Raw genomic sequence first — 13,106 nt, 5'->3', positions numbered from 1 at the left:
AGCGGCTTTTTCATTGAAATCACCGTAATTACTGATGGATAAGCCGCTGATAGCCATGTTTTTTGATATGGGTTCGTACCCGCATCGACAGCATAGGCTCCACGCTCTAGCATGAGCTGCCTCTTTACCGGGAGATAGCCATGCCTAAGCCACGGCATCGCCCCCTGCGGGAATGCATTCTCTGGCTGGTCTGTGCCTGTCTCTGCATGGGCTTTGTTGCCGTGCGGGCCCAGACCACGACACAGCCGCCTTCGCTGATGCTGGCCCAGGTCTGGCGCAGCGGCCTGCCGCTGCAGGACTATTGGGTCAGCGAGAAACTGGATGGCGTACGCGGCTACTGGAACGGCCACCAGCTCGTCAGCCGTGGCGGGCAGCGGATCGCGACGCCAGAGTGGTTTGTCCGGGACTGGCCGGCCACCCCCATGGATGGCGAGCTCTGGGCCGGACGCGGCCGGTTTGCCCATGCCCAGTCCACCACGGCACAGGCCATCCCGGACGACAGGGCCTGGCGCCAGATGAGATTCATGGTGTTTGATCTGCCCGCGGCTCCGGGCAGCTTTGACCAGCGCCTGCCGCTGCTGCAGCGCACCGTCGGGGCCATTGCCCAGGACTGGGTGCAGATGGTGGAGCAGCGCAAGCTGGGCTCGGAAGCCGAGTTGCGGCAATGGCTGCACACAGTCGTCAAGGGCGGCGGCGAGGGCTTGATGCTGCACAAAGGCAGCGCCCCCTATCGCCCGGGCCGCAGCGACGATCTGCTCAAGTTCAAGCCTTTCGATGATGCCGAAGCCCGGGTCATAGGCTACAAAAGCGGACGCGGACAATGGCAGGGCATGACGGGTGCGCTGCTGGTGCAGACCCCGGACGGCAAGCAGTTTTCACTGGGCTCCGGACTGACGGCGCAGATGCGCAAAAGCCCGCCCGCGCTCGGCAGCTGGGTCACCTACCGCTACCAGGGCCTGCACGAAAAAAGCGGGCTGCCGCGCTTTGCCCGCTTTTTGCGCGTGCGCAGCGAGCCGGGCTTTCAGCCCGAGCCGACAGGCCCGTGACTCGGGCTTCATCGCTGCCTGCGACTGCCGGTCCTGCGTCTCAAGCCCAGGGCGCCCAAACCTACGGCAGTTGCGCCCCCAGGTCGCGTGCAGCCTGCAACACGTTTTTGACATAGCGTTCGTCATAGCGATGCGCGGGCATGGTCAGCGTCAGGGCGGCCGCCAGCTCCCCGCTGCGGCGAAAGACAGGGGCCGAGATGCCGGCGATCTCGCTATGCCTGTCGCCCACCAGGGCTTCGTAGCCATCGGCCCGCACACGCGCATAGTGGTTGCGATTCCTCTTCACCCAGTCGCCCAGCTCCGGATCGAAAGCGACCAGCACACGCCCGCCAGCTCCCTTATCCAGAGGGAGCAGATCGCCGGCACGCGCATGATCGCGTACCGGGTGCGGCGAATCCACGCGGTACAGACACAGGCGTTCGCGCCCCTGACGCACATGGTAGGCAGCGCTCTCGCCCGTGGCCTGAACCAGTGCGCGCAGCACCGGCATGACCAGCTTGTCCAGCGAGAAGCCCTGCTCGTAGACCGCGTGCAGCCTGGCCACGGCCGGGCCCACCGCATAGCGCCCGTCATCCTGGCGCTGAACCCAGCCCCCATGCTCCAGAGATGCCAGCAGCCTCAGCACCGTGCTCTTGTAGAGCCGGGTGCGCTCGGCCAGCTCGGCCAGGCTCAGCGCGGCATCGCCATCCTGGAATGCACCCAGCACGCTGAGAGCGCGGTCCACTGCAGCCACACCGCCAGGTGCGGCATTTTCGTCGGCTACGGATTCATTCAGGGATTTACGCGGCATGGAAACTCCTGCCCCGCATCTTGACAGGGCATCAGTACGCAAGGCAATATTTCAATAGAAAGAATTAAGTTCTATCAGACAGAACATCATTAAAACATTGTGCCAGCCGCAATGCAAGCATGAAATCCAAGTGAGGCAACCATGTCATTCCCCCAGCGTTTCGATCTCCTGATCAGCGAAGTCGGCCCCCGCGACGGCCTGCAGTCGATCTCGGCCACCATGAGCACGGCCCACAAACATGCATGGATCGATGCCCTGGTGGCAGCGGGCGTGCAGGAGATCGAGGTCGGCTCCTTTGTCTCGCCCAAACTGCTGCCGCAGATGGCCGATGCCGCCGAGGTCGTGCGCCACGCCATCGCCCATCCCGGCGTCACCATCATGGCCCTGGTGCCCAATCTCAAGGGCGCCGAAGCCGCCATGCGCGCCGGCGCGCACAAGATCACGCTGCCCGTATCGGCCAGCCCCGCGCACTCCATGGCCAATGTGCGCAAGACCCCGGCGCAGATGGTGGAAGAGGTGCGCGCCATCGCCAGGCTGCGCGACGAAATGGCCCCAGCCGTACATATAGAAGCCGGCATCTCCACCGCCTTCGGCTGTACCTTGCAGGGCCTGGTGCCCGAGGACGAGGTCATTGCGCTGGCTGCCGCCTGCGTGGCCGCCGGAGCCGATGAATCGGGGCTGTCCGACACCACGGGCATGGCCAACCCGGCCCAGGTCAAGCGCCTGTTCACGCGCCTGCGCAGCGAACTCGGCGACAAGGCTGGCGCCGCACATATGCACAACACCCGAGGCCTGGGCCTGGCCAACTGCCTGGCCGCCTATGAAGCCGGCGTACGCACTTTCGACGCCTCCCAGGCCGGACTGGGCGGCTGCCCCTATGCCCCCGGCGCCTCGGGCAATGTGGTGACCGAAGATCTGGTCTTCATGTTCGAAGCCATGGGGCTGCGCACCGGCATTGACATTGAACGATTGCTTGCAGCGCGAGAAACGCTGGCCGCCGGCCTGCCGGGCGAGACACTCTACGGCATGCTGCCACCCGCAGGCCTGCCCAAGGGCTTTGTGCCTCAGCGCTACTGATCACACAGCGGCTCGCCCATGAGCCGAAGACAAGAAGAGATGAATATGCACGCCTCAACCGAAACCGCCGAGACTTCCTCCCCCCTGCCCTATAGCGGCATCCGCGTGGTGGAGTTCACCCATATGGTCATGGGCCCCAGCTGCGGCCTGATGCTGGCCGACCTGGGCGCCGAAGTCATCAAGGTCGAGCCCGTGGGCCACGGCCGCAACGGCGATGCCACGCGCAAGCTGCTGGGCTCGGGCTCGGGCTTTTTCCCGCTGTTCAACCGCAACAAGAAAAGCCTGACGCTGGATCTGCAGACCCCCGAAGGCAAGGAGGCCGCGCTCAAGCTGATCGCCACGGCCGATGTGGTGACCGAGAACTTCAAGCCCGGCACCATGAAGAAGCTGGGCCTGGACTATGAAAGTCTCAAGCAACAATTCCCACGCCTCATCTATGTGAGTCACAAGGGCTTTCTGCCCGGCCCCTACGAACACCGCACGGCCCTCGACGAGGTGGTGCAGATGATGGGCGGCCTGGCCTATATGACGGGCCGGCCCGGCGACCCGCTGCGCGCGGGCACCAGTGTCAACGACATCATGGGCGGCATGTTCGGTGCCATGGGAGCCATGGCAGCCCTGGCCCAGCGCGAGAAGACCGGCAAGGGCCAGGAAGTGCAGAGCGCACTGTTCGAGAACAATGTGTTTCTGATCGCCCAGCACATGATGCAGTACGCGGTGACCGGCAAGCCTGCAGCACCCATGCCCGCACGCATTTCGGCCTGGGCGATCTACGACGTGTTCGAGGTCCAGAGCGGCGAGCAGATCTTTCTGGCCGTGGTCAGCGACGGAGCATGGCGCGAGTTCTGCAACGCCTTTGGCCTGGAGCAGCTGCGTGACGATCCGCGCCTTGGCAGCAACAACGACCGCGTGCAGGCCCGCAGCTGGCTGATGCCGCTGCTGCGCGAAACCATGGCCGGCTACAGCGCCGCACATATTGCCAGCGTCTTCGAGGACAAGGGCCTGCCGTTCGCGCCCATCGCCCGCCCGCACGATCTGCTCGAGGACCCGCACCTGAACGCCACGGGCGCACTGGCCCCCATCACCTTGCCCGACGGCCGCGACAGCAAGACCGTGCTGCTGCCGCTGACCCTGGACGGCAAGCATCTGCAGGTGCGCCTCTCGCCGCCCAAGCTCGGCGAGCACAGCCTGGAGATTCTGACAGCACTGGGCTATAGCCAGGATCAGGCCCGGGCACTGGCACAGGGCCAGCCCGACTAAGCGGCCCTGCGGGGCCATCGCCCCGCACGACTCATCCCCCCCCAGAACAGGGCGCCCACGCGCGCCCTGCGGGGATTCTTTCGCCCCATTTCCATCATTCAGGAGACAAAACCATGCCGTACAGCCCCTCTTCCCGACACCCGAACCGCCGCCTGGCGATGGCAGCATGCGCGCTGACGGCCATGACGCTGGCCGCCGGCAGTGCTGCGGCCCAGCCCGGCGAATGGCCTGCCAAGTCGATCCGCATGGTCGTGCCCTTCACGCCTGGCGGCGGCACCGACACGGTGACGCGCCAGATCAGCGAACGCATGGCGACCGCGAATCGCTGGGTCATCGTAGTGGACAACAAGCCCGGCGCGGGGGGCAATATCGGCCTCGATGCCGTCGCCAAGGCGCCGGCCGACGGCTATACCTTCGGCATGGGGCAGACCGCCAATCTGGCCATCAATCCCTCGCTGCTGCCCAGCATGCCGTTCAACGCCAGGACCGATCTGCTTCCCGTGGCGCTGGTGGCCTCGCAGCCCGTGGTGCTGGTCGTGCCCACCGATTCGCCCTGGAAATCACTGCAGGATCTGATCGCCGCGGCCAAGGCCCAGCCTGGAGCCATCAAGCAAGGTCTGGCTTCCACAGGCACCGTGGGCCATCTGGCGGGGGAAATGCTTTCCTACAAGGCCAAGATCGATGTGCTCAACGTGCCCTACAAAGGCGCCGCGCCGGCCGTGACCGACCTGCTGGGCAAGCAGACCCACTATATGTTCGGCACGCCTCAGGCGGTCTACCCCATGATCAAGGGCCAGCGCCTGCGCGCACTGGCCGTGACCTCGGCCAAGCGTCTTGCCATCCTGCCCCAGGTCCCCACCATGGCCGAGTCCGGCTTTCCGGGCTTTGAAGCCGTGGACTGGAAGCTGATCGTGGCCCCCAGAAGCACGCCCGCCGCGCTGGCGCAGAAGATCAACGCCGCAGTGAACACCAGCTTGCAGGACCCTGCCGTGCTCAAGCAGCTGCAATCCGAAGGCAGCACACCCATGGGCGGCAGCCTTCAGGATGCCCAGGCCTATCTGCAAAAGGAGCAGGCCAGCTGGGCCGCGCTGATCCGCGACGCTAAGATCACGCTGGAATAGTCATCAAAAACAGGAGCGGCTTGCGCAATAACCACCTATGTCTCAAATAGGTTCATGCCTATACACAACTCAGGTCAAGCGCAAGCAGCTACTATTTTTGCTTCATGCAGCGCAGCCCCTGAATGAACAGCACGGCCAGGCTCGCGCCCGCGGCATTGGCCAGCGCATCCAGCCACTCGGCTGACCGCGTGGTGGAGAAGCCGGCCTGCAGCAACTCGATCACGCCGCCATAGCCGACACAGACCAGCGCCACGGCCAGTGCTTGCCCGGCGGTCCAGCGCAAGCCCGTAGCATGCGCACGCGCCAGCCCCGCGCAGCAGAGCAAACCCGCCAGCACCGTATGCAGGCCGGCATGCACCAGCTTGTCCGTGTTCGCGAAGCCACGCAGAAACGGGAACAGCCTGAGAATCAGCCCACCGCTGCTGCCTGTCTCATTGAGGCAGCCCCAGAGCATGAACAAGGCCCAGCCCAGGCTGGCTGCCGCCAACAGCTTCCACAGAGGCACGGCGCCAGCCGGTTGCAGGAATGAATGCATGGCAGGGATATGAAAAAGCCCGAAGTGCAGGCACTCCGGGCTGATGTGCAAAAAGGCCGGGATCGCCCCGACCTTGCAAAAGCCAAGGCTTATGCAGCCTTCCTTGCCGTTTTGGCCGCAGCCTTCACCGCAGGCTTTGCGACGGACTTGGCTGCCGCCTTTGTTACCGGCTTTTTGGCGGGTGTCTTGGCAACTGTCGTGGCTCCGGGCGCCGCAGCCGTCTTCTTGGCAGCCGTCTTCTTGGCAGCGGGCTTCTTCACCGCAGCAGTCTTCTTCGCTGCCACAGGCTTGGCGCTTTCCTCGGCCACGCAGTCCGCGTAGTAGCGGATTTCGCCGTTTTCGTCTTCCAGCTCGACCAGACCATGGATATCGGTCTCGAAGCCCGGGCACTCCTTGGCGAATTCGCGCGCGAACACCAGGTAGTCCACGATCTTCTTGTTGAAGACTTCACCGGGGATCAGCAACGGAATTCCGGGTGGGTAAGGCGTGACCAGACCCACGGTGGTGCGGCCGACCAGATGGTCGATTTCCACGCGCTCGGTCTTGCGCTGCGCGATATGCGCGTAGGCATCCGAGGGCTTCATCGTGGGCTTGAGATCCGACAGATACATCTCGGTCGTCAGGCGTGCGATGTCGTACTTGGCATACAGCTCGTGCACATGCTGGCACAGATCACGCAGGCCCATGCGCTCGTAGCGGCGGTGCTGCTGGCAGAACTCGGGCAGGATGCGCGCCAGCGGCTGATTGCGGTCGTAGTCGTCCTTGAACTGCTGCAGCGCAGTCAGCATGGTGTTCCAGCGGCCCTTGGTAATGCCGATGGTGAACATGATGAAGAAGGAATACAGGCCGGTCTTCTCGACCACCACGCCATGCTCGGCCAGGTATTTGGTGACGATGGACGCGGGAATGCCGGTGTCGGCAAAGTCGCCGTCCAGGTCCAGGCCGGGTGTGACGATCGTGGACTTGATCGGGTCCAGCATGTTGAAGCCGTCGGCCAGATCGCCAAAGCCGTGCCAGTTGTCGAACTCCTTGCCGTTCTTCTTGGAGCGGGTCTTGGTCGATGCGTCCGTGCCGCGGATGATCCAGTCCTGGGCCGTGCCCACGCCTTCCTCGGCCAGGGCTTCAGGACCCCAGACCTCGAACCACCAGTCGTCGTCGCCGAACTCGTCTTCCACCTTGCGCATGGCACGGCGGAAGTCCAGCGCCTCGACAATCGACTCTTCCACCAGCGCCGTGCCGCCGGGCGGCTCCATCATGGCGGCAGCCACGTCGCAGCTGGCGATGATGCTGTACTGGGGGCTGGTCGAGGTGTGCATCAGATACGCCTCGTTGAACAGCGGGTGATCCAGCTTCTCGGTCTGGCTGTCCTGCACCAGCACATGCGAGGCCTGGCTGATGCCGGCGAGCAGCTTGTGGATGGACTGGGTGGCATAGACCACCGAGTGCATCGGGCGCTTGCGCTTCTTGCCCATGGCGTGATAGCTGCCATAGAAGGGATGGAAGGCAGCGTGGGGCAGCCAGGCTTCATCGAAGTGCAGATTGGCCACATAGCCGTCCAGCATGCCCTTGATGGTCTCGGTGTTGTAGAGCACGCCGTCGTAGGTGGACTGCGTCAGCGTCAGCACGCGGGGCTTGACGGCCTTGGCATCCACGCCCTTGAGCAGCGGGTTGGCGGCAATCTTGGCCTGAATCGACTCCACGCTGAATTCGCTTTGCGGAATCGGGCCGATGATGCCGAAGTGGTTGCGCGTGGGCTTGAGGAACACCGGAATCGCACCCGTCATGATGATGGAGTGCAGGATGGACTTGTGGCAGTTGCGATCCACCACCACCACATCGCCGGGTGCCACGGTGTGGTGCCAGACGATCTTGTTGGAGGTCGATGTGCCATTGGTCACAAAGTAGCAGTGATCGGCATTGAAGATGCGTGCCGCATTGCGCTCGGACTCGCCGATGGCGCCGTTGTGGTCCAGCAGCTGGCCCAGCTCTTCCACGGCATTGCAGACGTCGGCGCGCAGCATGTTCTCACCGTAGAACTGGTGATACATCTGGCCCACGGGGCTCTTGAGAAAGGCCACGCCACCCGAGTGACCGGGGCAGTGCCAGCTGTAGGAGCCGTCTTCGGCGTAGTCCAGCAGTGCCTTGAAGAACGGAGGCTGCACGCTCTCCAGATAGCTCTTGGCTTCGCGGATGATGTGCTTGGCCACGAACTCGGGCGTGTCCTCGAACATGTGAATGAAGCCATGCAGCTCACGCAGAATGTCGTTGGGCAGGTGACGGCTGGTCTTGGTCTCGCCGTAGATATAGATGGGCACTTCCTCATTCTTGCGGCGCACTTCACCGATGAAGTCGCGCAGGCTGTGAATGATGGGGTCCTTGTCGCCGCCGAGCTGGAATTCCTCGTCGTCGATCGACAAAATAAAGGCACTGGCCCGGCTTTGCTGCTGGGCGAACTGCGACAGATCGCCATAGCTGGTCACGCCCAGGACTTCAAAGCCCTCTTCTTCAATGGCTTGAGCCAGGGCGCGAATGCCCAGTCCCGAGGTGTTCTCGGAACGATAGTCCTCGTCGATGATGACGATGGGAAAGCGAAACTTCATGAACAGCCTCCGTACCAATCAGGCCTAAAAAACGAAACAGCCGCGAAGTGTAAGGAATATCCTTATTGCGGCTTTGAAACAGGCTGTTTTTAACCCAGAATGTGGTGCACTAAATACAGGCCTTAACAGGAGCTCAGGTATGGATCACTCCACCGCGTGGTGGTTGCTTGTCGGTTTGCTGGTCATTGCGGAGCTGTTGACCGGCACTTTCTATCTCCTCATGCTGGCTCTGGGTGCCATTGCCGGAGCGCTTTGCGCTCATTTCGGCCTGGGCACCAGCAGCCAGATCGTCGCTGCGGCCCTGCTGGGCTCCGGTGCCGTCCTCGTCTGCTATCTGCTGCGCAAGCGCAGCCCGCGCAGACAGCCCGCTTCCAGCAATCGCGATGTCAACCTGGATGTGGGCGAAACCGTGGTCATCGAACAGTGGAACACCGACGGCACGGCCCAGGTCCGCTATCGCGGCGCCACCTGGACTGTCATGGGACGCCAGGGCGCGCTGCCCATCCCGGGCCCGCATCGCGTGGCCGAAGTCATTGGCAACCGCCTGCTGGTTGACAAGATCTGATCATCGACCGGCCCCGGCATGGTTATGCTGGACGCCGGAACGCTTCGCTCTCTTTCTTCACACCAACGCCCCACAAGGGCTGGAGACAATATGGATTACGCAGTCCCTCTCGCCATCGCCATCATTGCCGTCATCTTCATCGTCCGCTCGATCAAGGTGGTTCCCCAGCAGCATGCATGGGTCAAGGAGCGTCTGGGCAAATACGCAGGCACGCTCACACCTGGCCTGAACTTTCTGATCCCGTTCGTGGATCGCATCGCCTACAAGCACAGCCTCAAGGAAATTCCCCTGGACGTGCCCAGCCAGGTCTGCATTACGCGCGACAACACGCAGCTGACCGTGGACGGCATTCTCTACTTCCAGGTCACCGACCCCATGCGCGCCAGCTATGGTTCGTCCAACTACATCATGGCCGTGACCCAGCTCGCCCAGACCTCGCTGCGCAGCGTGATCGGCAAGCTGGAGCTGGACAAGACCTTTGAAGAGCGCGACATGATCAACGCCCAGGTCGTCAATGCCATCGACGAGGCCGCGCTGAACTGGGGCGTGAAGGTGCTGCGCTACGAAATCAAGGATCTGACGCCACCCGCTGAAATCCTGCGCGCCATGCAGGCCCAGATCACGGCAGAACGCGAAAAGCGTGCCCTGATCGCAGCTTCCGAAGGTCGACGCCAGGAACAGATCAACATTGCCACCGGCGAGCGCGAAGCTTTCATCGCCCGCTCCGAAGGCGAGAAGCAAGCCGCCATCAACAAGGCGCAAGGTGAAGCTGCCGCCATCACCACCGTGGCCGAAGCCACCGGACAGGCGCTGGAGCGCGTGGCCACGGCCATTCGCCAGCCCGGTGGCGAGCAGGCCGTTCAGCTCAAGGTGGCTGAGAGCGCCGTGGAGGCCTACAGCAAGGTGGCAGCGGACTCCAACACCACTCTGGTCATTCCTGCGAACATGACCGAGGTCTCCGGCCTGATTGCCTCTGCCATGAAAATGGTTCAGGTGGGCAAGAGCGCCTGAGCCTGCTCGCTTCAGGCTGCGTGCAGAAAAGAACTTTCTGCACTTTCATTTTGAGGTCGAAATTTCTGGTTAGAATAGCGGCTTCATCACACGGAGCGGTGGATGAGTGGTTTAAGTCGCACGCCTGGAAAGCGTGTGTGGGTTAATAGCCCACCGCGGGTTCGAATCCCGCCTGCTCCGCCAGATTTTAAAATCAAGTCGACCACACTTGGTTTTTTACTTCAGCAATGAGGTATTTTTGGGATCGCTGTGGAGCGGTGGATGAGTGGTTTAAGTCGCACGCCTGGAAAGCGTGTGTGGGTTAATAGCCCACCGCGGGTTCGAATCCCGCCTGCTCCGCCAAATGACAAAAGGCCTTGAAGAAATTCAAGGCCTTTTTTCTTTTTGGCGTATTCGACCGTGAATGCGATTTGAATTCACTGTACGGCAATAGCCTCTTGCATATCCTGCCCGGCACCGGCCGATGCCAGGGGCCCGAATCGTAAAAGTCGAGCCCGGCCATTTTCGGGCCGGCCTGAAAAAACGCAGCGCACGATCTGCCTGCCAGCAATGCCCCGAGCACCGGACTGCGTCCCGGGCTCTCGCGCCCGCATTGACGGGCTTTCACGGGCCAGGGCATCTGCAGGCCGGATCCTGGGTTCGCCTTGAACCAGGCGCTCAGAACCTGCCGCGCAGCGTCAGCATCACATTGCGCGGCTCGCCATAGTAGTTGGAGCCATAAGCCGCCCAGACACGCTGGTAATACACCTTGTCAAAGACATTGTTGACGGTCAGCGTTGCATCCAGATTTTTGTTGAAGCGATAGCCGATCTGCAGTGCTGCCGTAGTCACCGGACCCTGAGAGAACTTCACGTCACCATTGAGGCGGTACATCCGGCTGACACTGCGCAGACCGCCACCCACACTGAAGCCCTCCAGAGGCCCCGAACCGAACTGGTAGCGTGTCCACAGGTTGAAGCTGTGGCGCGGAGCGATGAAGGTATAGAGCTGAGCCTTCTCGTCCGGTGTTCCTTCCAGCGTTTTGGTCTGTGTGTACGCGTATCCGACAGCGAGATTCCAGCCCGGAGCTATGCGACCGTTGATTTCCGCCTCCACACCCTGACTGCGCATCTTGCCAGCGGCAAGGGAGAACAGCGGATTGGCCGGATCGGTCATTGCACGATTGCTGTCCTCCATGCGGAAAACAGCCGCACGGGCATTGAGCTGTTTGTTCAGCCATTCGCCCTTCAGGCCTGCCTCGTACTGCTGGCCCACGCGTGGGCGCAATGTCATGCCCTCAGCGTCGCTGGCGGTCTGCGGCGCGAAAATACGGGTGTAGCTGGCATAGGCAGACAACTGCTCGCTCAGGTCGAACACGACTCCCGCATAGGGAGTGAACTTGCCGCTGATGCGCGTATCGGTTTCGGAGAACTGGTTGAAATAGGCGTTGCGATTGACGGCATGGTTGTCCCACCAGGTCATGCGCCCTCCCATGCTGAGCAACACGCCGCTGGCCGGGCGCAGATTGATCCGTCCATAGAGCCCGTACTGCTCGGTTCGGTTGTCGTTGCCGTTGGAGAAGCTGTAATTCGCAGGTTTGGGAACGTTGTTGTCGGGATCGAAGATATTGATGGGAGCATCGTCTCCGCCGCCGTATTTGAAGCTCTTGTGCACCTTGCGATAGTCCGCTCCCAGCGTCAGCTCATTATTGGATGAGCCCAGCGCGGCAAACGGCGTGGTGATGAAGCCGTCCAGGCCATGCGTCTTCCAGTGACTGCGGTAAGCCCAGCTGATGAGGCAGCTGTCGCCGGTAGCAGGGTCGGCCGCGCAGTCCGACCAGCCGAACAGGCGAGAGGGTTCATCCTGCTCCCGGTAGGTCGCATTGAGCTTGATCTGCCCGCCATTGTCCAGGCGATGCTGAAATTCTGCGAAGTACTCGGTGTTGCGTTCGGTGATGTGGTTCCAGATGGGATCCAGATAGCTGGAGCGCGGAATATCCAGCAGGCGGCCATCCGGATAGGCAGGCAGGCCGAAGGCGGGACGCCCCTTGTATTGCTGATGGCTGGCTCCGGCGGTAAGCGTGCTCGAGGGAGTGAGGTCGGCGTCCAGCACGCCATAGATCAACGGCTTCCTGGAGTACACATGATCCACAAAAGAGCCGTGATCCTGATAGGCGGTGACAAGACGCCCGCGTATGCGTCCATCACTGCTCAGAGGCCCGCTCATGTCCGCCTCGGCGTAGTAGCGATTCCAGGAGCCGGCCGATAGTTGCGTGCTGAACTCCCGCTGCGCCTTGGGGCGCTTGCGTACAAGATTGATGGAGCCGCCAGGGTCGCCTGCCCCCTGGAACAGTCCTGCAGGGCCGCGCAGAACCTCAATGCGGTCATACATGGCCATGCCGAATCCGCTGGAAAGATCATTGCCGGTGCTCGCAGGAGTGTTGACGCCGTCGATCTGCACGGTATCTACCGCGTAGCCGCGCAGGTAGAAATTGCCATGATTGCCCCCTGTGCTGCCTGGCTCCACAGTGACGCCAGGCACTGTGCGCATGGCGTCATCGAGACTCTGGATATTCTGGTCCTCCAGCATCTGGCGCGTCACCACCGACACCGACTGCGGAATTTCTCGCAGACTCTGTGCACTCTTGCCGATGGTGACCAGCTGTGCAGCATAGGAACCCGTGCCTTCCGAGAAGGTCGATGCTTCGGCCGCTGCAGTCACCAGCACTTCCGCCAGACTGGGGGCTGCACCCGCCGCCACAGGGGCCTGAGTGCTTTTGCGCAGAATGAAAATACCGGGCTGGGTTTGCGCGACCTCAAGCCCGGTACCACGCAGCAGCTGCGCAAAGCCCTCAGCGACTGCAAATCTGCCATTCAAACCAGCCGTCTGGAGCTCCCCGGTCAGCGCAGAGTCCGCGGATAGCGTCACTCCCGACTCCCCTGCAAAGCGCGCCAGCGCCTGGCTCAATAGTCCCCTGGGGAGGCTGTACTCTCTCGCTTGCGGGCTGCTGGCGGAGCCCTGACTCGACTGGGCTTGGACGCTGCCGGCACCTGCCATCCCGAGCAGCAGGATCAGCGCAGCTTGAACTGCGTTCTGTTTGAGGCCCAGGCTCCCGACGGACA

General features: G+C 62.4%; 10 protein-coding genes and 2 tRNA genes. 8 read left to right on the top strand and 4 right to left on the bottom strand.

The features are described from left to right. The first annotated feature begins 140 nt into the window (after window positions 1-140). Window positions 141-1,046, top strand: a complete 906-nt coding sequence (locus ACWGXF_RS13425; RefSeq protein ID WP_370466562.1) for a DNA ligase — start codon at window positions 141-143, stop codon at window positions 1,044-1,046. Window positions 1,047-1,107: 61 nt separating this feature from the next. Here the strand turns inward: ACWGXF_RS13425 and ACWGXF_RS13420 are convergent, their stop codons facing one another. Next, a complete protein-coding gene (locus tag ACWGXF_RS13420) occupies window positions 1,108-1,836 on the bottom strand; it encodes an IclR family transcriptional regulator (protein WP_256630251.1) in 729 nt (242 codons plus the stop codon). 141 nt (window positions 1,837-1,977) lie between these two features. On the opposite strand from ACWGXF_RS13420, the gene ACWGXF_RS13415 reads away from it, so the two are divergent. The 3 genes from ACWGXF_RS13415 (at window position 1,978) to ACWGXF_RS13405 (ending at window position 5,294) form a co-directional block, all read left to right on the top strand. Next, on the top strand, window positions 1,978-2,913 hold the full coding sequence (locus tag ACWGXF_RS13415; protein WP_452102033.1) for a hydroxymethylglutaryl-CoA lyase: 936 nt from the start codon (window positions 1,978-1,980) through the stop codon (window positions 2,911-2,913). Window positions 2,914-2,958: 45 nt separating this feature from the next. After that, window positions 2,959-4,173 carry a CaiB/BaiF CoA transferase family protein gene (locus ACWGXF_RS13410; RefSeq protein WP_256630250.1) on the top strand — a complete coding sequence of 405 codons (1,215 nt, stop codon included), beginning with the start codon at window positions 2,959-2,961 and terminating at the stop codon, window positions 4,171-4,173. 158 nt (window positions 4,174-4,331) lie between these two features. Further along, window positions 4,332-5,294: a Bug family tripartite tricarboxylate transporter substrate binding protein gene (locus ACWGXF_RS13405; protein ID WP_452102040.1), complete on the top strand. Its 963-nt coding sequence runs from the start codon at window positions 4,332-4,334 to the stop codon at window positions 5,292-5,294. A 91-nt stretch (window positions 5,295-5,385) separates the two neighbouring features. On the opposite strand, the gene ACWGXF_RS13400 is transcribed toward ACWGXF_RS13405, so the two are convergent. Together ACWGXF_RS13400 and ACWGXF_RS13395 are read right to left on the bottom strand one after the other, a co-directional pair. Next, window positions 5,386-5,829: a VanZ family protein gene (locus ACWGXF_RS13400; RefSeq protein WP_256630249.1), complete on the bottom strand. Its 444-nt coding sequence runs from the start codon at window positions 5,827-5,829 to the stop codon at window positions 5,386-5,388. A gap of 89 nt (window positions 5,830-5,918) precedes the next feature. Beyond that, complete coding sequence (locus ACWGXF_RS13395) at window positions 5,919-8,429, bottom strand: Orn/Lys/Arg family decarboxylase (RefSeq protein ID WP_452102032.1); 2,511 nt, start codon at window positions 8,427-8,429, stop codon at window positions 5,919-5,921. A gap of 139 nt (window positions 8,430-8,568) precedes the next feature. Here ACWGXF_RS13395 and ACWGXF_RS13390 point away from each other — a divergent pair, with 139 nt between their 5' ends. The 4 genes from ACWGXF_RS13390 to ACWGXF_RS13375 all read left to right on the top strand — a co-directional run bounded on the left by ACWGXF_RS13390 (window position 8,569) and on the right by ACWGXF_RS13375 (window position 10,347). Next, complete coding sequence (locus ACWGXF_RS13390) at window positions 8,569-8,994, top strand: NfeD family protein (RefSeq protein WP_003063189.1); 426 nt, start codon at window positions 8,569-8,571, stop codon at window positions 8,992-8,994. A 90-nt stretch (window positions 8,995-9,084) separates the two neighbouring features. Then, complete coding sequence (locus ACWGXF_RS13385; protein WP_003063190.1) at window positions 9,085-10,005, top strand: SPFH domain-containing protein; 921 nt, start codon at window positions 9,085-9,087, stop codon at window positions 10,003-10,005. Window positions 10,006-10,097: 92 nt separating this feature from the next. Further along, window positions 10,098-10,188 (top strand) — tRNA-Ser (locus tag ACWGXF_RS13380). A gap of 68 nt (window positions 10,189-10,256) precedes the next feature. Then, a tRNA-Ser gene (locus tag ACWGXF_RS13375) sits at window positions 10,257-10,347 on the top strand. Between the two features lie 315 nt (window positions 10,348-10,662). Here ACWGXF_RS13375 and ACWGXF_RS13370 read toward each other — a convergent pair. Next, window positions 10,663-12,912, bottom strand: a complete 2,250-nt coding sequence (locus ACWGXF_RS13370; protein ID WP_256630247.1) for a TonB-dependent siderophore receptor — start codon at window positions 12,910-12,912, stop codon at window positions 10,663-10,665. Between the last annotated feature and the right edge of the window lie 194 nt (window positions 12,913-13,106).

The organism is Comamonas sp. HJ-2 (genome assembly GCF_053615495.1).
Note: the sequence above shows the minus strand (reverse complement) of the source record. Positions and strands in the feature narration are given on the sequence as shown.